The following is a 17,311-nucleotide window of genomic DNA, read 5'->3' as shown; positions in this document are numbered from 1 at the left end:
GGACGAACACCTCCGGGCGTCTGCCCACCGGCCACCACCTCCCACCGTGAACGATGAGAGACAGCCTGCCCGACACATCCTCAGAACCGACGGATTACACGATCAACGTTCAAAGACGAGGCACTAGCCGGCCAGGATTCGGGCCATGACCGCGACGAAGCGGTCTGGTTGTTCGAACATGGCGCGGTGCCCGGCGGTCTCGAACACGTACTGGTGTTTCTGGGGTGCGTCCAACTGCTGGTACCAGTCCCGGAAGGGCTCGGCGAGGCTGCGCATCTCGTGTCCGCCCTGCACGAAGTACACCGGTACCGCGAGGCGCGGCACGTCGCGTCGGAGGTCGACGTGCTGCATGTCGGGGTACAGCGCACTCCACGTGTCGAGAATCGCGTTCATCGTGTGGACCTTCTGGAGCAGTGTGTACTCGGCGACGCCGATGGTGAACCCGGTGGCCCCCGGCGCGTTCGGGGTGTGGTCGTAGTCGTACGCCTGGGGTGCGTACATCATGATCGGCTCGTAGCGGTAGACGCTCCGGTACGGCGGCGGGCCCTGGTCCAGCAGCTGCGCGGCCAGGCCGTTCCGACCGGTGAACCGGGCCCAGGCCAGGATGTCGTGGTAGGCGATGCGGTCGGTGGTCACGAGGTCGACCGCTTGGCCGGTGCCGATGTATGCCCGGTACTTCTCTGGGTGGCGCTGCACGGCGAGCACGGTGACGATGGAGCCGCCCGAGTGCCCGAGCAGGTAGATCTTCTCCTGCCCGAAGCGGCGTCGGAGGTAGTCGGTGACGGCGAGCGTGTCGGTGACCTCGCTGTCCAGCGTCACCGTCGCCGTCGGGTCCAGCGCCGGGTACGACGAACCGCCGCCGCGCCGGTCGAGGGTCGCCACCACGAAGCGCCGTTCCAGCGCGCCGAGGTAGCGGCGCACGGTGCCGATCTCGGTGCCGCCCGGCGAGCCGGGGATGAACAGCAGCACCGGGGCCGCGGTGTCGACGCCACGGATCATCACGCCCAGCCGGTAGCCGCCGACATCGACCTGGGTCAGCTCAGCGACCCCGCGCGGGCCGAGCGGGGCGGTACGGGCGGGAATGGCCACCGCCACCGTCACGGCCGCCAGCGCAACGGTCAGCAGCCCGTGCCCGCCCGCCGAACCACGCTCGGCCAGCGACGGTGCCGGAAAGCGGGGCCGCCGGGCACGGCGCCGCGCCGGGTGCGGCGGCGCAGACCCCCGCCATAGGCGGCGCCGAGCACGAGCGGCAGCACGGACAGGACGCCGTGCACGCCCCGGCCGCCGACCAGGGCGATGATCCCGAACGGGCTCAGCTGCGGCGCGTCCACCGACGGTCCGCGTACCCCCATCCGGGTCACCTCCAGCGCCACCACGAAGGCCGCGGGAGCGGTGAGCATCGACCACCGCGAGCGACTCATCCACCCGGCGGCGAGGCCCACCGCGGCGCTGATCCCGATCGCCCACAGCGCCTCGGCGTTGGTCAACGGCCCACGCGGCGTCCAGCGGGCAGCGGCCACACCCCACGCGGCCGCAGGTACCACCACCATGGCCGGTCGCCAGAGATCCGTGACTGTCATGGGCCGAGGATGTGCCGAACCGGCGGCGGCACACATCGGCCGGCGGTCGGGTGCCGACCCCCGCCCCGGGTCCGGTACCGGCCACGACTTTGGTAGGTCCCGACAAGCGCCTCGGCCTCGTAGGCTGCCCACATGTCGGCCCTGCTCTTCGCCCTGCTGGTGCCCGAGCCAACGGGCAGCGCCCGGTCGGCGCTGCGTAACCGGGTTGCCGACGGGATCGCGATCGGGCTGGCCCTGGCCTACGGGGCGGTCATGGTGCCCCTCGGTGACGCGACCACGCCAGGGGCGGCCCTGCCGTGGCCGGTCGACGTCGCCATCGGTACCGCCTGCGCGCTCACCCTGGTGGTGCGCCGGCGCTGGCCGCTCGCGCTCGCCCTGGCGCTGCTGCCGTTCGGTGCGGTGTCCGTGATGGCGACCGGCGCCATCATGGTCGCGCTGTTCACTGTCGCGATCCGCCGCCGGGCGCGGGTCGTGCTGCCGCTCGCCGCCGCGCACGTCCTGCTCGGCCCGGTGTACTCGCTGCTGCACGACCATCCGTCATTCCCGCTCTGGGTGGACGTGGTGGTGCGTGCGGGACTCACCGTCGCCGCGATCGGCTGGGGACTGTTCGTGCAGGCGCACCGGCGGCTGACCCGCTCGCTGCGCGAGCGAGCGGCCCGCCTCGAAGCCGAGCAACACCTGCGCGTCGACCAGGCGCGGTTGACCGAACGCGCCCGGATCGCCCGGGAAATGCACGACGTCCTCGCCCACCGCATGTCGCTGGTCAGCCTGCACGCAGGGGCCCTGGAGGTACGCACCGACGCGCGGCCTGAGGAGATCGCGCTTGCCGCCGGGGCGATCCGGGACAGCGCGCACGAAGCGCTACAGGAGCTGCGTACCGCGATCGGGGTGCTTCGCGACGATGCGGCCGGGCGGCCGGAGCCGCCCCAGCCGGACCTCACCGACCTGCCGGAACTCGTCGACGGCGCCCGCGCCACCGGGATGACGGTCCGCTACACCTGCCGGGTACCGCCGGCCGACCCGTCCGCCGTCCTCGGCCGCACGGCATACCGGTTCGTGCAGGAGGGCCTGACGAACGCCCGCAAGCACGCCCCCGACGCGACGGTGGACGTGCTCCTCGACGGCAGTGCCGGCGAGGACCTACGGATCACGATCACCAACCCCTGCCCGCGCACGCCAGGGCGATCGGCGGTTCCGGGCGCCGGGATGGGCCTCGTCGGCCTCGGCGAGCGGGTCGCGCTTGCCGGCGGCCGGATCGCGTACGGCGTCGACCGCGACACGTTCCGGCTCCAGGCCTGGCTGCCATGGCCGGCCTGACCCGGGATCGGCCGATCCGGCTGGCCATCGTCGACGACGACCCGCTGGTGCGGGCCGGGCTTCGCATCCTCCTCGGCGGCTCGCCCGACATCGAGGTGGTCGCCGAGGGAGGCGACGGCGCAGACGCGGTGTCGCTCGCGGACGCCCACTGGCCGGATGTGATCCTCATGGACATCCGCATGCCCAAGGTCGACGGCCTGACCGCCACGCAGCGCATCCGGTGCCGGCCGTCAGCACCGCAGGTGATCGTCCTGACCACCTTCCACGCCGACGAGTACGTCCTCGAGGCACTGCGCGGCGGCGCCAGCGGCTTCCTGCTCAAGGACACGCCGCCGCGCGACATCATCGAGGCGATCCGCACCGTCGCCTCCGGCGCGGCCACCCTGTCGCCCGCCGTCATTCGACAGCTCATCGACCACATCGCCGACCCGGCGGCGGGTCCCCGGCGGAGCCAGGCCCGGGCCAGCCTGGCCCAGCTCACCGATCGGGAGCGGGAGGTGGCCGTCGCGCTCGGCCGTGGAATGTCGAACGCGGAGATCAGCGCCGAGCTGGGCATGAGCGTACCGACCGTCAAGGGTCACGTGTCCCGGCTGCTGACCAAACTGGAACTCAACAACCGCGTCCAGGTTGCCCTGCTCATCCACGACGCCGAGCTGCCCTGGTAGGCGCGGACGGCTCCTGCGATCACGCGGCGCCGGGCCGCGTGGTGTCGGCCGTAGCCCGGATCAGCTCGGCCAGTGGCTCTACCAGGTCAGGTCGGTCGTGGAGCAGGTCATCGAGGCGAACGCGCCAAATGCCGGCCTCAACCGCCGTTGACTCGAAGCCGTAGGCGGCGGCCAGCCGGTCTCGGCACTCGATCACCAACTGTCCGTATGGGCGACCGGCGTGGGTATCGAGCCAGTCGGCGAACGAGACCGCCCGGGCCGGGTCGGCCGAGGCGTCGACGATGGCCCGGGCCGCGTCCCAGGCGAGACGCGGGATGTGCGTCTTCGTAGGCATGGGTCGATTGTCGACCCGACGCGAGCCAGCCGACAAGCACCGGGCGCGGCGGATCAAAGTCTGATTGATTTGCATTTGAAGGTAGATGCGGTGTTGCAAACATGGCACAACCCGTATGGCCACCCAGAGAGATCTCGGAGCAGCATGGACGCGAGGCATTGGTGGGGTGGTCCACGTGTTCGATACGTGCAAGGCGATTCGGAATTTCAGCCAGTTTCCCGCGGAAGCGCAGCGATCGGCGGACGCGGCGGCCAAGGAGCGCGAGAAGCGCCTACGGAAGATCACCGAGAAGCGCAGCCGCGCAGCCGCGAAACTGTCGGCCAAGGCAAGTGACCGGCTGCGGCGCCTTGTGGGCGACGACAACTGGGCGGATTTGCGGGACCTGATGCGCCAGGAGCGGCTGACTTTTCGTGATCTGCTTCAGCCGCCCGAAGGTCTGGCGGCCAGCTACGACAAATTGAACGAAGCCAGGAAGCAGAAGGCCGACGCATTCCTGCGGAGTCGAGACATCAGGCGTGACGAGCTGGCCGCGATCGGGACCGAATACCACGAGGCGATCGCCGATGTCTTCACGGCCGGCGAAAACATCAGCGCCGGCTTTCACCTCTCGAAGAACCTCGACAAATGGTTGAGCCTGTCTCCGTTCCATGATCGGGCGCTGCCCTGGGGAGTCTTTGATCCCGACGACAGCCAGGGTCCGCACCGGTGGGAAGTCTTCCGGCCGCCGTTCTTCGGGTTCAACTTCGGTTTCGTCCCGGTGCACAATGACAACTTCGTCGTTGATCGGATCCACACGCTGAACCCGTCGGTCGGAGACGTGGGCATCTCGATCACGATGGAGGACAGCGACGCCGGCGACTTCGACTACGCGTCCGGCGATGGCTTCAGCGCGGTGGCATTCGCCTTCGTCCCGCCGACGACAGGTCTGGTCGAGGTCCTCATCGATGCGCAATGCGTCGAGGCGACGCACCGCCTGGAGACAGAGGACGAGTGGGGATGGTCGAACTCCCGCACGGGCCAGCAGAACTTCCTGATGTTCGACGTCCTGCATCCCAACGTGGCCGAGCCGTCGTATGCCCAGATGTCGGTCCTCGACGAGGAGACCGACGACGACGAGAGCTTTCTGCAGGAGAAGTTGACCCGCGGTGCCCACTACTTCGCACAGCTGTTCAGCGCGGGACCGGTGCCTGCGGATCAGTCCGTCGTCGTGTGCGCCGGGACGCGTTCGTTCGACATCAGCGGCACAAACGACGTGTCCATTGACAGCACGTCCGACTTTCGGTGGTTCATCAGCTCCGTAGAGGTACGAGTCTCGCCGTAGAAGACCGGGGCCGGCAGCGATGCCCTATCCCCCGGCCATCGCCCCGAGGATGATGAACGGTTCCTTGCCGGCGATCACCTCCTCGGGCAGCGGTGTGTCCGGCGAGTCGTTGGACAGGTCCTGCTCGCAGGCGTAGAAGCGGACGAACGCGCGGCGCTTGCCGCTGTGGCGGTCGCGGATGGTGCCGAGCAGCATCGGGTACTGCGCCTCGAGGGTGTCCAGGATCAGGCGCTGGGTAACCGGACCGGCCACCTCGAGACGTACCTCGCCGGTGACATGGGCGAGGTTCTTCAGGTGGGCCGGGAGGACGACCCGGATCACGGCAGCGCCTGGACTTCCACGGAGAGGACCGCCGGCAGGTCCCGCACGATCGGCGCCCAACTGTCGCCGCCGTCCGCCGAGTGGTAGACCTGGCCACCGGTGGTGCCGAAGTAGATCCCGCACGGGTCGAGTGTGTCGACCGCCATCGCATCGCGCAGCACGTTGACGTAGCAGTGGGACTGCGGCAGGCCGTTGGTCAACGGCTCCCATTGCTCGCCACCGGTGCGGCTGCGGTAGACGCGCAGCTTTCCCTCCGGCGGGAAGTGCTCGGAGTCGCTCTTGATCGGCACCACGTAGATGGTGTCCGGCTCGTGCGCGTGCACCGCGATCGGGAACCCGAAGTCCGACGGCAGGTCGCCGCTGACCTCGCGCCAGTTCGCACCGGCGTCGTCGCTGCGCATGACGTCCCAGTGCTTCTGCATGAACAGGGTGTCCGGCCGGGACGGGTGCTGGGTGATGCGGTGCACGCAGTGGCCGACCTCGGCGTCCGCGTCGGGGATCTCCCCCGAGCGCAGGCCCTTGTTGATCGGCAGCCAGCTGGCGCCGCCGTCGTCGCTACGGAACGCGCCCGCCGCCGAAATGGCGACGTAGATCCGGTCCTTGTGCACCGGGTCCAGGATGATCGTGTGCAGGCACATCCCGCCGGCGCCGGGTTGCCACGTCGGCCCGGTCCGGTGCGTACGCAGGGCGGTGAGTTCTTTCCACTTCAGACCGCCGTCGGTCGACAGGTAGAGGGCGGCGTCCTCCGCACCCGCGTACACGGTGTCGGGGTCATCCCGGGACGGCTCCAGGTGCCAGATCCGCTTGAACTCCCACGGACGCGGGGTGCCGTCGTACCACAGGTGTTCGCCGGCCTCGCCCTCGTACGCGAAGTCGTTGCCGACCGTGGTCCAGCTCTTGCCGCCGTCGTCCGAGCGCTGGATCAGCTGCCCGAACCAGCCACCCGACTGGGACGCATAGAGCCGGTTCGGGTCAACCGGGGACCCGGTGAGGTGGTAGACCTCCCAGCCGCCGAAGTGCGGCCCGTCGACCGTCCAGTCGCCGCGCCTGCCGTCCGACGTCAACGTGAACGCGCCCTTGCGTGTGCCCACCAGCACTCGTACGCCGCTCATATCCTCGGTCCCTTCGTTCTCGTCGACCATGCTCTCGGGTAAGGCCGTCCTCCACGGCCGAACTCATCGGCCTCAGTCAGTCTTACTCTCCCGCTACGACAAATGGGCGCCCCGAACCACCGACGAGACGCTGGCGTGCGATGACGACGAGGGGAGGCGGGACTTGTCGGATGAGGCGGATAGCGTCGCGAGCGTGACTGGCCCTGGAGACGTTCCGCCCGAGATCCTCGACCGGCTCCGGCCGGTCTGCCTCGGGCTGCCGGAGACCTATGAGGAGGCGGCCTGGGTGGGCACGCGGTGGCGGATTCGCAAACGCACGTTCGCGCACGTCTACACGGTCGACCCCGATCACCAGGCGGCCTACGCCGCGCTGCCGCGACGGGCCAGCCCGTCTGCATGCTGACGTTCCGATCGCCCGGCGACGAGATCGCCGGGCTGATCGCCAGCGGCCACCCGTTCTTCAAGCCGGGCTGGGGCGCGGACGTCGTCGGCATGGTGCTCGACGACGGCGTCGACTGGGACGAGGTCGCCGAGCTGCTCACCGAGAGCTACTGCGTCCTGGCGCCGAAGAAGCTGGTTGCCCTGCTCGACCGGCCGGCCGCGCTCGGTTAGCGACGTACGCCTGCACCCTCCGTACAGCGGAAACTGCGTTGCCTGGGCCCCACACCTCCGGCAGCCTTCGCGGGTGATCGAAACGCGTGTGCTCGGCGAGGGCGATTGGAAGAGCTGGCGGGAACTGCGTCTCGCCGCGCTCACGGAGGCGGCGTACGCCTTCGGTTCACAACTGGCGGACTGGCAGGGCGACGGCGACCGTGAAGAACGCTGGCGCGCTCGGCTCGCCATCCCCGGCTCGTACAACGTGGTGGCAGTGCTCGACGGGCAGCCGGTCGGGATGGCCAGCGGGGTGCCGACCGAGCAGGACGGGGTGGTCGAGCTGATCTCGATGTACGTGGCGCCGGTGGGGCGGGGCCGCGGCGTGGGCGACCACCTCGTGCGGGCGGTCGAGCAGTGGGCCCGGCTGGTGGGCGCGGGGACGCTGCGGCTGGCCGTGGTGGAGGGCAACAGGAATGCTTGGTCGCTGTACCGGCGGAACGGCTTCCGTGACACGGGCGAGCTCGGCGACCTCATGCCCGACGGCGTGCGCCGGGAGCATCTCCTGGCCAAGAGTCTCGCCGACTAGGCGTGTCCTGCCGATCTTGTTCAACCGGGTCCTACTGTGATTGCGTGGATCTCGTAGAGGTCGCGGTGGAGGTGACATTCGGGCTACCGCGCGGGGATGCGGTCGTCGCAGTGGTCTCGCATGTGAGGTGGCCGTGCCGGGACGAGCCTGGAAAGCCAGCCCGATACTTCTGGGGGATGGCGGTGGATGCCTCCCACCGCCGTCAAGGAGCTGGGCGCCGACTGCTTGCCGCTGTCGCCGGTCAGGCGAACGCGGCCGGCGAGTTCGCCATTGCTTGAGTCGGTTGAGCAGCGTTCGACAACGTTGCGCTTGCGGTAGGTGGTCTCGTCGATGGTTGGCGGTCGCCCGCCGGCGCTGCCCTTGGCCGCCCGATGGGCGACCTGGTCGATCGCCCGGGGATGACATGCCGGATCCCGCGTTGCCGCAAGGCTCGGCGCGGGTGGCGTTGTGGGCGTAGCCCTTGTCGGCGATCAGAATGTCGGGTCGTTTGCGGGGCCGTCCGGGTGTCCGACTCCGGCCACTTTCCGCCCGTGCCTGTCCGGTCCCAGGACCTCGGTGACAGATCGGTATCGCTACCTGCGTGACACTTCGCCTACGTTCGCTGGGCCGTGCTTGTCGTAGCCGTCTGAAAGGGTCCAGGCATGGAGATGACGTTGCAACTGGTGATCGACTGCAGCGATCCCCGCCGGCTGGTCCCGTTCTGGGCAGAAGCGCTGGGGTACGTGCCCGAGGCGCCACCACGCGGCCACGCGACGTGGCGGGACTACTGGTTCGACATGGGAGTGCCCGAGGACGAGCTGCCCCCGGGCGCCGGAGAATTTTCGGAGTCCATCGTCGATCCCACGGGACGGGGGCCGCGCGTCTGGTTCCAACGGGTGCCGGAGCCGAAGGTTGCCAAGAACCGCGTACATCTCGACCTGAAGGTGGGCGGAGGGCGCGACGTGCCGTTGGCGCTTCGCACCCAGCGGGTCACCGCGACGGTGGAACGCTTGACGATGGCCGGAGCCATCGTGCTTCGGATCATGGATGAGCCGGGCATGGAGTTCTACGCCGCGGTGCTGCAGGACCCGGAGGGCAACGAGTTCTGCGTCGTCTAGCCGAACCTTGTCACGCACGTCTCGAGACCGCCCACCTGCGTCCCACCTGATGCCTGACATGATCATCAGGACGCTTCGCGGGGGCCTCACGATCTGTGACAGGGGCGCGAATCGCGGCAGGTGAGCGGGCAGCGCCGACGAATGCTGACGAACATGAACGCCAAGATCAACTATTCAGCGATCGATGACATGCTTCTCATCCGCAACCCACTAGCGCCAATCGGTTTGGTGTGCAAACCTGTCTGCATGACCACTAATTCGGTACCCGCCGGCGGCGACCCCCGCCGGCTGCTGGCTGATGCGCGCGACCTCGCGCGCCGAGTTCGTCTTGCGCAGCGGGTGACGTGGCTGCCGCTGCTGGTGCTGGCCCTGGTGATCTTCGGGGCGATCCCGGTGCACCGGTACGGCCGCGCGGTCGTCAGCGACTGCCAGGCGGTGGGCGACGGTCAGGTATGCAAGGTCTGGCTCCAGACCGTGACGTTCTACTGGTTGGCGGCGCTGGTCCTGGCGTACGTGGTGATCGCCGGCGGATACCTGCGGGTCGCCCGGGCCCGGGGAGTGGACGCCCGGGTGCTGCCGTACGCGGTCACCGGCGTCGCGCTCGTCGGGCTGGGCTTCGCCTTCGCGGCGGTGTGGGTCCGCCTCCACCCGGCCTACCCGGAGGATCCGTCCGCCTTCGTCCAGTTCCTGTCCCGGCTGCTCGCCCCGCCCGGCGCGATCGGGGTGGCCCTGCTGGTGCTGGCCTGGCTGGAGCGGCACGTCGCGCTGCTGCTGTTCGCCCTCGGATACCTGACGGTGGTGCTGGTGCCGATCAACTTCGGCTGGGGCGCGCACTGGGGTCCGCACACCTGGTTCGTACCCCACCTGGTCATCAACGGCGGCGTGCTGCTGCTGGGCAGCGCCGGCTTCGCGCTGGCGCAACGGCTGCGGCGGCCCCGATGACCGGTCCTGCCGACACCCCGGCGGACGAGAACGAATCCGCGCATCCGGTCACCGGGCTCGACGACGTGGTGCACCAGCGGGTCCGCCTCGGCATCCTCACCATCGCGCACGAGGCCCGCCGGGTGGAGTTCGGCTACCTGCGCACCCAGCTGGAACTGACCGCCGGCAACCTCTCCCAACACCTGAGCGTGCTGGAGACGGCCGGCCTGGTCGAAATCGAGAAGGGCTATGCCGGGCGGCGCGGCCGGACCTGGATCACCCTCACCGCGGCGGGCAACGCCGCGCTCGCCGAGGAGATCGCCCGGCTGAAGCTACTGATCACCCGGGTCGAGACGGCCAACGGCCAGTAGCGACACCAACCGACCGGCGGGAGTCCTGCAACCCTGGCGACTGCCGACCAGCTAGCTCAGCTACCCAAGCGCGGGGCCAGCGATTGGCCCACATCGAGGGCGTCGTCACTGGCCGCGGCCATTTCTCCCGAAGGATCTAGGCCATCCGTTAGGCATCACCTGGGACGGAAGCGGCCCTGTCACCGAGGTCCCGAGACTCGACGCTCTCCGGCCGCGCCAGTGGCACCCCGAAGACCCGCCACGGACAGGTCGAGATGATCCGCGCCCTGCGCGTCGCCCCGACGGGGAGCCATGAAGGCCCGCATCCAAGCCGCGGGTCAGCTCGAAGCCCTCATCGTTCGCTCGCGAAACCTTCACCCACCTCGTCAGACAAGCCAACGGTGGTTCAATCGTCGCCGTGACTGAAGGATGGCCAACGGCGCTACGCACCGCGCTCCGCCGCGGGCAGCAACTCGTCGCTGAGGTCCCCGCCTCCCGCCCCGACCGCCGAGCCTGGATCGCCATCTACCCGATCCGGCATGTCGCCCCCACCGGCGACAAGCAGGCCTTCAACCTGTTCCACCGTGAGTTTGAAGCCAGCTACATCGACAGCGACCGGTGCATCGGGCCAGGTGACGGCATGACCGACCTGCGAGTCGCACAGGCGCAAGACGAGAACGAGCTAAACGATCTGCTCACCAGTTGGGGCGTCGACCGAGACCAGCTCACCTACGTCCATCGGACGGACTACCCCGTCTGACTCGGGCCAGCGTCAGTTGGTGGGCCGGCCGCCGATCCCGACGGACGCGAGACGGCACCTTGCCGCCAAGGATTGAACGGTGGTTCAATCCTTGCATGGCCTACCGGAGCACCGAGCGCGTGAAGGCTCGGCTGAGCGCTTCGCGGCAGCGGATCATCGCCGCGGCACTCGAGATCATGGCCGCGCACGGGTACGCCGGCTGCTCCGTCGCGGCCGTCGCGGAGCGGGCGGGCCTGGCCACCGGCAGCGTCTACCGCCACTTCCCCACCAAGGCCGACTTGTTTGCCGAGGTGTTCCGGACAGCCTCGCAGCGCGAGGTCGACGCGGTCGCACGCGCGGCGGCACTGGAGACCGGCGTCGCCGAGCGAGTCTCCGCCGTAGTCGAGACCTTCTCCGGCCGTGCCCTGCAGTCCCCGCGGCTGGCGTACGCCCTGCTCGCCGAGCCGGTCGACCCGGCGGTTGACGCCGAGCGGCTCGTCTTCCGCCGGGCGTACGCGGAGTTGATCGCCGGCTACGTCGCGGAGGGTGTGGCGAGCGGCGAGCTGCCCCCGCAGGATCCCGATCTGTCCGCCACCGCGTTGGTCGGTGCCCTGGCCGAGGCCATGGTCGGCCCGCTGGCCGCCGGCGTCGCCGGCCGGGACACCATTCCCGGCCTGATCGCGTTCATCCACCGTGCGCTTGGAGTATCGCCGTGACCACACACGAGGTGTTCAACCAGGTCCCCCCGCTGGCCGGCTACGACGCCGCGGACGACCCGGCCCTGCTCGACGGGCTGGAGCGGGAGGGCGTCGGCTGGGCCACCGCCGAGCTGCACGAGCTGGGCCGGCTGGGCGGCAGCGAGCAGGCCATCGAGTACGGGCGGCTGGCGAACGAGCACCCGCCGGTGCTGCGCACCCACGACCGCTACGGCCACCGGATCGACGAGGTGGAGTTCCACCCGGCCTGGCACGAGCTGATGCGCACCGCGGTCACGTACGGCCTGCACGCCGCGCCGTGGGCGGACGACCGGCCCGGCGCGCACGTGGCCCGGGCCGCCAAGTTCTACACGTGGCGCCCCGACGCCGGCCACGGCTGCCCGATCTCGATGACCTACGCGGCGGTGCCGGCGCTACGGCACAACCCGGAACTGGCCGCGCGGTACGAGCCACTGCTCACCGCCGCGACGTACGACTTCGGGCTGCGCTCGCCGCTGGCCAAGCAGGGGCTGCTGGCGGGCATGTCGATGACGGAGAAGCAGGGCGGCTCGGACGTGCGCGCCAACACCACCACCGCGCGCCTCGAGCCGGACGGCACCTACCGGCTCGTCGGGCACAAGTGGTTCACCTCTGCACCGATGTGCGACGTCTTCCTCACCCTCGCCCAGGCGCCGGGCGGGCTCACCTGCTTCCTGGTTCCGCGGGTCCTCCCGGACGGCACGCGCAACCCGATGCGGCTGATGCGCCTGAAGGACAAGCTCGGCAACAGGTCCAACGCGTCGTCCGAGGTCGAGTACGAGCACGCCGTCGCCTGGCGCGTCGGCGACGAGGGCCGGGGCGTGCACACGATCATCGACATGGTCAACCTGACCCGCCTCGACTGCGTCATCGGCGCGGCGGCCGGGATGCGCCAGGGCGTGATCACCGCCGCCCACCACGTCACCCACCGGCAGGCCTTCGGCCGGTACCTCGTCGACCAGCCGCTGATGCGCAACGTGCTCGCGGACCTCGCGGTCGAGTCCGAGGCCGCCACCGTCCTCATGATGCGCCTCGCCGGTGCGACCGACCGGTCCGCGCGCGGCGACGCAGGCGAGACCGCGTTCAAGCGCCTCGCCCTCGCCGTCGGCAAGTACTGGGTGTGCAAGCGGTGGCCGGCACACGCCGCCGAGGCCCTCGAATGCCTGGGCGGCAACGGCTACGTCGAGGAGTCGGGCATGCCGAGGCTGTTCCGCGAATCGCCACTGAACTCGATCTGGGAGGGCTCCGGCAACGTCGCCGCACTGGACGTCCTGCGCGCTCTCGCCAGGGAACCGCAGGTCATGGAGGCGTTCCAGGCCGAGGTGAGCGCCGCGGCCGGCACCGACGCACGACTCGACGCCGCGGTCCGCCAGGTGCAGGCCGACCTGTCCGACCCCGCCGACCTTGAGCTGCGGGCGCGCCGCGTCGTCGAACGGCTCGCGCTGGTCCTGCAGGGCTCGCTGCTGGTCCGGCACGGCCACCCCGCCGTCGCCGACGCCTTCTGCGCCTCCCGGCTCGCCGGCGACCACGGCCACGCGTACGGCACCCTGCCGGCCGGCGTCGACTTCGCCGCGATCATCTCCCGCGCCACCCCGAAGGTCGGCTGACACGTCTCCTCGTGCGGGCCAGGTGAGCGGCGCGTTTGCTGGGCGCCTACTTCGCCATGCGCGAGGACACGGCGATGACGACCACGAGCGGCACGATCAACAGCACCGGCGACCACGCGGACAGGTGCACGGCAACCAGCGCACCCGCAGCGGCGCCGCTCATCAGGGCCATCAGGACGTGCATCTTGGGCCGCAGGCTGCGCCACGGGCTCCGGGCGGCGACACCGGCGATCAGACTCGTGAGGGTGCCGGTCAGGTAGGTGGAGGAGAGCCCCGGTACGCCGAACCGTTGAATGGCACTGCTCTGTACGCCGAGCGCCGCCGCCGACAGCATCAGGAGCCCAAGGTCGACGTGCTCCGACCGACTGGGAAGGGTGACCACCCAGACGACGAGAAAAACGACGAATACCAGGAGTTCCAGGACGAGCGCCCGGGTGACGCGGCGTGGCCAGACCGGGTCGTCCGGCTGCGCCGAGCCGGCGACGTGGGCGCCGGCGAGGACGCCGGTGATGAAACTGGCGATGGCGCAGCCTGAGGTCAGGGCGAGGTCGGCGTCGCCTCGGCCCGCCGAGAGGCCGAGCAGGACCATGTTGCCGGTCATGACGCTCGAGAAGGCTCCACCGAGGGCCAGGAAGCCGACGGCGTCGGCGCTGCCGGTCAGGAAGGTGAGGACGACAACCAGGGCGTGCCGTCGCCCTAGGAGATTCTGGTCGCCCCTCGCCGCGGCCCGAAAGCGTACGACGGTCGGCACTGTTTTCAGCACGGTCGGCTATCCTCCGCAGATTGTTCTTCGTATACGCTTTGCTGGTCGGTTCACGGAGAGGCGGTCACGTTGGTTGAAGACCTGCGGGGCAAGCTCGGCGCTCAACACCTGCCGCTACGCGACCAGGTCCTCGCCGCACTGCGGACCGCCATCATCAACGGCGACTACCTCCCCGGCGAGCGGCTTACCGAGGATCGGCTGGCCGAGGACTTCGCCGTCTCTCGGAACCCGGTCCGGGAGGCGCTGCGCGTCGCGGAGGCGGAGGGTTTCGTCGTGATCCTGCCCCGCCGCGGTGCGGTGGTCGCCTCCCCGAGCAGCGCGACCATCACGGACATGTTCGCCGTCCGCCAGCGCCTGGAGGGGCTGGCCGCCCGGCTGGCGGCCGAGCGGGCGACGGCGGCGGACGTGGCCGCCCTGCGGGCACTGCTGGACCAGGGCCGGGAGGCGACGGAGCGGCAGGACCTGCCCCGGGTCGCCGAGCTGAACAGCGCCCTGCACCTGCGGATCCTCGAGATCAGCGGCAACCCCTGGCTGTCGTCGATCGCCAAGGCGCTGTACCTCCATGTGCAGTGGGTCTTCCGGCTGGGTGCCGCGGAACGGGCACCACACTCGTGGGCCGAGCACATCCAGCTGGTCGACGCTATCGAGTCGGGTGACGGTGACCGGGCCGAGCGAGCCGCACTGGCGCATCTCGATGCCGCTTCCGCCGCGGCGTACGAGAACGCCGAGGCCGGGTACGGGGCCCGCTGACGGTCAGCGGCCGCAGGCGTAGCCCTGCATGCCACGCGGGTTCGCTCCGGCCGCCAGCACCCCCGTGCCCGGGTCGCGGGTCACCGCACACAGGCGGCCGAGGCTCCACGCGCCGGACAGCCGCACCTCGTGCCCGTGCGCACGCAGTGCCGCCAGAACATCTTCGTCCAGCCGGTCCTCCACCACGAGGACGCCGGGCTCGATGTCGCGCGGGTAGAACGAGGCCGGCAGGCTGATGGTGTGCCACATCGGCGCGTCGATGGCCTCCTGCAGGGACCGACCGCCGACGAGATGGCGCAACAGGAACAGCAGCTGCCACTGGTCCTGCTGGTCGCCACCGGGAGTGCCGAACGCCAGCAGGGGCTCCCCGTCGCGGTGAACCATGGTCGGGCTCAGCGTGGTACGCGGCCGACGCCCCGGGGCCAGCGATGAGGCGAGACCTTCCTCCAGCCAGAACATCTGCAGGCGGCTGCCGAGGGGAAAGCCGAGGTCCGGAATGGTGGGAGAGCTCTGCAGCCAGCCGCCGCTCGGCGTCGCGGAGATCATGTTGCCCCAGCGGTCGACCACGTCGACGTGACAGGTGTCGCCGCGGGTCACCCCGTCCGACTGCACCGTGGGCTCCCCCGTCGTGGGGTCCGCTAGGTCGACCCGGCGTCCGGCACTGCGGCGCACGTGAGCAGGGAGACGTGGCTCCGCGCCGTCGGGGCGGCCCGGTCGCAGCTCCGCTGACGCGCGGTCCCCGATCAGGCCCGCCCGGTCCCGCGCGTACTCCCGGGAGAGGAGCGCCTTCGCGGGCACGTCACCGTCGCCGTACCAGGCCTCACGGTCGGCGAAGGCGAGTTTGAGCGCTTCGGCTTGGGCGTGGATGCCGGCCGCGGTCGACGGGTCGTACACCTGGGGGTCGTCGAGCGCGTCGAGGACCGCCAGGGTCTCCAGCAGCACCGGGCCCTGGCCCCAGAAGCCGGTCTTCGCCACCGAGTAGCCGTGCCAGTCGAGGGTGGTCGGTTCCTCCCAGGTGGCCGAGTAGGCGGCCATGTCCGCGCCGGTGACGAGCCCGGCATGGGGGCGTCCGCTGGAATCCTGGAAGGGTTCCGGGCTGAACCGGTCGACCGCCTCGGCGACGAAACCCTCACCCCAGGCGCGGCGTGCGGCCTCGATCTGCGCCGCACGGTCGGAGCCGGCTGCCCGGCCGGCGTCGACCAGTCTCTGCAGCGTCTGGGCGTAGGCCGGGTTGGTGAACAGCTCGCCCGCCGCCGGCGGCTTGCCGTTACGCAGCCAGAGCTGCGCCGAGGTGGGCCAGTGTTCCTCGAACAGCGACTGCACGGCGGCCACCGTGTCGCCGACCCGACCGACCAGCGGGTGGCCGGCGCCGGCGTAGCCGATGGCCGGCTCCAGCACCTCCTCGAGGGAGAGCGTGCCGTGGTCGCGCAGCAGCAGTAGCCAGGCGTCCACGGCGCCGGGGACGGCCGCGGCGAGCGGGCCGGACCCGGGGATGAGTTCCATTCCGAGGGATCGGAAGTGGGCGATGGTGGCGCCGGCCGGCGCCGGCCCCTGCCCACAGAGCACCTTCGGGGTGGGGTCCTCGACGGTTGCCACGATGGCCGGCACCTCACCGCCAGGCCCGTTCAGGTGAGGTTCGACGACGTGCAGGACGAACCCGGCGGTGACCGCGGCGTCGAAGGCGTTCCCACCCCGCTCGAGGATCCCCATGGCGGACTGGCTCGCGAGCCAGTGCGTCGAGGACACCATCCCGAAGGTTCCCTGCAGGGTCGGCCTGGTGGTGAACGTCATGGCAACACCTCACTCGTCTCGGCGGCCCGGACGTCGGGCCGGGTGCCGTCGGGCTGGACCAGGTGGCAGGCGGCCATGCCGCCGCCGAACTCCACCTGTGCGGGTACCTCGGTCGCACACCGGTCGAACGCCAGCGGGCACCGGGTACGGAAGCGGCAGCCGGACGGCGGATCCAGCGCGGACGGCAGGTCGTCGCCGAGCAACACCGGTTGACGCTGCCGTTGGCGGACCGGGTCGGCCACCGGTGCGGCGGCCAGCAGCGCCTGTGTGTAGGGGTGGGCCGGGCGCGTGAAGATCCGCTCGCGCGAGCCCTTCTCCACGAGTTGACCGAGGTACATGACGGCGATGTCGTCGGCCAGGTACTCGACCGCGGACAGGTCGTGGGTGATGAAGAGGCAGGCGAACCCGATGTCCCGCTGCAGATCGGCGAGGAGGTTGAGCACCGACGCCTGCACGGACACGTCGAGTGCGCTGGTGGGTTCGTCCGCGATGAGCAGCATGGGCTCGGAGATCAGCGCCCGGGCGATGCTGACCCGCTGGCGTTGACCGCCGGAGAGCTCGTGGGGATACCGGCGCGCCACTTCCGCCCGCAGGCCCACCCTGCCGAGCTCGGTGGCGACGCGGGCCTCCCGGTCGCGCCGGGAGATCCGCCTACCGGACAGCCGCAACGGCTCGGCCACGATCTCGCCAACCAGCATGCGCGGGTCCAGCGACCCGGCCGGGCCCTGT

At 70.4% G+C, this 17,311-nt stretch carries 22 protein-coding genes and 1 pseudogene; 14 read left to right on the top strand and 9 right to left on the bottom strand.

All coding sequences use genetic code 11. The features are described 5' to 3' along the window. Window positions 1-123 precede the first annotated feature (123 nt). Together DKL51_RS18930 and DKL51_RS36465 are read right to left on the bottom strand one after the other, a co-directional pair. Complete coding sequence (locus DKL51_RS18930; RefSeq protein ID WP_260428577.1) at window positions 124-1,101, bottom strand: alpha/beta fold hydrolase; 978 nt, start codon at window positions 1,099-1,101, stop codon at window positions 124-126. A 17-nt stretch (window positions 1,102-1,118) separates the two neighbouring features. Next, the gene (locus tag DKL51_RS36465) at window positions 1,119-1,580 is read right to left on the bottom strand and encodes a hypothetical protein (protein WP_260428576.1); all 462 of its coding nucleotides are present in this window, start codon (window positions 1,578-1,580) and stop codon (window positions 1,119-1,121) included. A gap of 132 nt (window positions 1,581-1,712) precedes the next feature. Between DKL51_RS36465 and DKL51_RS18925 the strand changes: the two genes are divergently transcribed. Together DKL51_RS18925 and DKL51_RS18920 are read left to right on the top strand one after the other, a co-directional pair. Then, window positions 1,713-2,897 carry a sensor histidine kinase gene (locus DKL51_RS18925; RefSeq protein ID WP_124812318.1) on the top strand — a complete coding sequence of 395 codons (1,185 nt, stop codon included), beginning with the start codon at window positions 1,713-1,715 and terminating at the stop codon, window positions 2,895-2,897. Further along, window positions 2,885-3,562, top strand: a complete 678-nt coding sequence (locus DKL51_RS18920) for a response regulator (RefSeq protein WP_124812317.1) — start codon at window positions 2,885-2,887, stop codon at window positions 3,560-3,562. Before DKL51_RS18925 ends, DKL51_RS18920 begins: the two co-directional genes overlap by 13 nt. Window positions 3,563-3,581: 19 nt before the next feature. Here DKL51_RS18920 and DKL51_RS18915 read toward each other — a convergent pair whose 3' ends face one another. Next, window positions 3,582-3,896, bottom strand: a complete 315-nt coding sequence (locus DKL51_RS18915; protein WP_109944589.1) for a hypothetical protein — start codon at window positions 3,894-3,896, stop codon at window positions 3,582-3,584. Window positions 3,897-4,071: 175 nt separating this feature from the next. Here DKL51_RS18915 and DKL51_RS18910 point away from each other — a divergent pair, with 175 nt between their 5' ends. Next, window positions 4,072-5,217: a hypothetical protein gene (locus DKL51_RS18910; RefSeq protein ID WP_124812316.1), complete on the top strand. Its 1,146-nt coding sequence runs from the start codon at window positions 4,072-4,074 to the stop codon at window positions 5,215-5,217. 24 nt (window positions 5,218-5,241) lie between these two features. Here the strand turns inward: DKL51_RS18910 and DKL51_RS18905 are convergent, their stop codons facing one another. Further along, window positions 5,242-5,538: a MoaD/ThiS family protein gene (locus DKL51_RS18905; RefSeq protein WP_109965322.1), complete on the bottom strand. Its 297-nt coding sequence runs from the start codon at window positions 5,536-5,538 to the stop codon at window positions 5,242-5,244. Beyond that, window positions 5,535-6,650, bottom strand: coding sequence for a WD40/YVTN/BNR-like repeat-containing protein (locus DKL51_RS18900; protein ID WP_124812315.1), 1,116 nt, complete (start codon window positions 6,648-6,650; stop codon window positions 5,535-5,537). Before DKL51_RS18900 ends, DKL51_RS18905 begins: the two co-directional genes overlap by 4 nt. 193 nt (window positions 6,651-6,843) lie before the next feature. Here DKL51_RS18900 and DKL51_RS36930 point away from each other — a divergent pair, with 193 nt between their 5' ends. From DKL51_RS36930 to DKL51_RS37195, 4 genes are all read left to right on the top strand, one after another. After that, complete coding sequence (locus DKL51_RS36930) at window positions 6,844-7,053, top strand: hypothetical protein (protein ID WP_311768066.1); 210 nt, start codon at window positions 6,844-6,846, stop codon at window positions 7,051-7,053. After that, the gene (locus tag DKL51_RS36925) at window positions 7,047-7,262 is read left to right on the top strand and encodes an MmcQ/YjbR family DNA-binding protein (RefSeq protein ID WP_311768065.1); all 216 of its coding nucleotides are present in this window, start codon (window positions 7,047-7,049) and stop codon (window positions 7,260-7,262) included. Before DKL51_RS36930 ends, DKL51_RS36925 begins: the two co-directional genes overlap by 7 nt. 73 nt (window positions 7,263-7,335) lie before the next feature. Continuing rightward, the gene (locus tag DKL51_RS18890; protein ID WP_109944585.1) at window positions 7,336-7,830 is read left to right on the top strand and encodes a GNAT family N-acetyltransferase; all 495 of its coding nucleotides are present in this window, start codon (window positions 7,336-7,338) and stop codon (window positions 7,828-7,830) included. Window positions 7,831-7,832: 2 nt separating this feature from the next. After that, complete coding sequence (locus DKL51_RS37195) at window positions 7,833-8,108, top strand: GNAT family N-acetyltransferase (RefSeq protein WP_109944584.1); 276 nt, start codon at window positions 7,833-7,835, stop codon at window positions 8,106-8,108. Here the strand turns inward: DKL51_RS37195 and DKL51_RS18880 are convergent. Further along, a pseudogene (locus DKL51_RS18880) lies at window positions 8,068-8,334 on the bottom strand (transposase); the annotation flags it as partial. The gene DKL51_RS37195 and the pseudogene DKL51_RS18880 sit on opposite strands and share 41 nt — an antisense overlap. Window positions 8,335-8,471: 137 nt before the next feature. Here DKL51_RS18880 and DKL51_RS18875 point away from each other — a divergent pair. The 6 genes from DKL51_RS18875 to DKL51_RS18850 all read left to right on the top strand — a co-directional run bounded on the left by DKL51_RS18875 (window position 8,472) and on the right by DKL51_RS18850 (window position 13,278). Then, a complete protein-coding gene (locus DKL51_RS18875) occupies window positions 8,472-8,927 on the top strand; it encodes a VOC family protein (protein ID WP_109944583.1) in 456 nt (151 codons plus the stop codon). A gap of 246 nt (window positions 8,928-9,173) precedes the next feature. Next, complete coding sequence (locus tag DKL51_RS18870; protein WP_109944582.1) at window positions 9,174-9,869, top strand: hypothetical protein; 696 nt, start codon at window positions 9,174-9,176, stop codon at window positions 9,867-9,869. Then, window positions 9,866-10,219: a transcriptional regulator gene (locus DKL51_RS18865; protein ID WP_109944581.1), complete on the top strand. Its 354-nt coding sequence runs from the start codon at window positions 9,866-9,868 to the stop codon at window positions 10,217-10,219. Before DKL51_RS18870 ends, DKL51_RS18865 begins: the two co-directional genes overlap by 4 nt. Before the next feature lie 397 nt (window positions 10,220-10,616). Then, window positions 10,617-10,958, top strand: coding sequence for a hypothetical protein (locus DKL51_RS18860; RefSeq protein ID WP_124812314.1), 342 nt, complete (start codon window positions 10,617-10,619; stop codon window positions 10,956-10,958). A gap of 95 nt (window positions 10,959-11,053) precedes the next feature. Then, on the top strand, window positions 11,054-11,653 hold the full coding sequence (locus DKL51_RS18855; protein WP_109944579.1) for a TetR/AcrR family transcriptional regulator: 600 nt from the start codon (window positions 11,054-11,056) through the stop codon (window positions 11,651-11,653). Further along, window positions 11,650-13,278: an isovaleryl-CoA dehydrogenase gene (locus DKL51_RS18850; RefSeq protein ID WP_124812313.1), complete on the top strand. Its 1,629-nt coding sequence runs from the start codon at window positions 11,650-11,652 to the stop codon at window positions 13,276-13,278. Before DKL51_RS18855 ends, DKL51_RS18850 begins: the two co-directional genes overlap by 4 nt. Before the next feature lie 46 nt (window positions 13,279-13,324). On the opposite strand, the gene DKL51_RS18845 is transcribed toward DKL51_RS18850, so the two are convergent. Then, window positions 13,325-14,041, bottom strand: a complete 717-nt coding sequence (locus tag DKL51_RS18845) for a YoaK family protein (RefSeq protein WP_109944577.1) — start codon at window positions 14,039-14,041, stop codon at window positions 13,325-13,327. Window positions 14,042-14,110: 69 nt separating this feature from the next. On the opposite strand from DKL51_RS18845, the gene DKL51_RS18840 reads away from it, so the two are divergent. Then, window positions 14,111-14,791 (top strand): GntR family transcriptional regulator, encoded by a 681-nt coding sequence (locus DKL51_RS18840; RefSeq protein ID WP_109944576.1) that lies wholly within the window; start codon window positions 14,111-14,113, stop codon window positions 14,789-14,791. 3 nt (window positions 14,792-14,794) lie between these two features. Here the strand turns inward: DKL51_RS18840 and DKL51_RS18835 are convergent, their stop codons facing one another. Together DKL51_RS18835 and DKL51_RS18830 are read right to left on the bottom strand one after the other, a co-directional pair. Next, the gene (locus tag DKL51_RS18835) at window positions 14,795-16,582 is read right to left on the bottom strand and encodes a gamma-glutamyltransferase family protein (RefSeq protein WP_109944575.1); all 1,788 of its coding nucleotides are present in this window, start codon (window positions 16,580-16,582) and stop codon (window positions 14,795-14,797) included. Then, on the bottom strand, window positions 16,579-17,311 hold a 733-nt coding region (locus DKL51_RS18830), incomplete at its 5' end, for an oligopeptide/dipeptide ABC transporter ATP-binding protein (protein ID WP_124812312.1). The genes DKL51_RS18835 and DKL51_RS18830, both read right to left, overlap by 4 nt.

Source organism: Micromonospora globispora (assembly GCF_003857015.1).
Classification (GTDB): Bacteria; Actinomycetota; Actinomycetes; order Mycobacteriales; family Micromonosporaceae; genus Micromonospora; species Micromonospora globispora.
The sequence above is the reverse complement of the archived record's forward strand: the minus strand, read 5'-3'. Positions and strand labels throughout refer to the sequence as shown.

Bases quoted from the DNA above. Each gene is read 5' to 3' on its own strand.
- DKL51_RS18870 (WP_109944582.1), top strand. From the start codon at position 9,174: ATGACCACTAATTCGGTACCCGCCGGCGGCGACCCCCGCCGGCTGCTG.
- DKL51_RS18900 (WP_124812315.1), bottom strand. From the start codon at position 6,650: ATGAGCGGCGTACGAGTGCTGGTGGGCACACGCAAGGGCGCGTTCACG.
- DKL51_RS18855 (WP_109944579.1), top strand. From the start codon at position 11,054: ATGGCCTACCGGAGCACCGAGCGCGTGAAGGCTCGGCTGAGCGCTTCG.
- DKL51_RS18835 (WP_109944575.1), bottom strand. From the start codon at position 16,582: ATGACGTTCACCACCAGGCCGACCCTGCAGGGAACCTTCGGGATGGTG.
- DKL51_RS18915 (WP_109944589.1), bottom strand. From the start codon at position 3,896: ATGCCTACGAAGACGCACATCCCGCGTCTCGCCTGGGACGCGGCCCGG.
- DKL51_RS18920 (WP_124812317.1), top strand. From the start codon at position 2,885: ATGGCCGGCCTGACCCGGGATCGGCCGATCCGGCTGGCCATCGTCGAC.
- DKL51_RS18875 (WP_109944583.1), top strand. From the start codon at position 8,472: ATGGAGATGACGTTGCAACTGGTGATCGACTGCAGCGATCCCCGCCGG.
- DKL51_RS18865 (WP_109944581.1), top strand. From the start codon at position 9,866: ATGACCGGTCCTGCCGACACCCCGGCGGACGAGAACGAATCCGCGCAT.
- DKL51_RS36925 (WP_311768065.1), top strand. From the start codon at position 7,047: ATGCTGACGTTCCGATCGCCCGGCGACGAGATCGCCGGGCTGATCGCC.
- DKL51_RS18925 (WP_124812318.1), top strand. From the start codon at position 1,713: ATGTCGGCCCTGCTCTTCGCCCTGCTGGTGCCCGAGCCAACGGGCAGC.
- DKL51_RS36465 (WP_260428576.1), bottom strand. From the start codon at position 1,580: ATGACAGTCACGGATCTCTGGCGACCGGCCATGGTGGTGGTACCTGCG.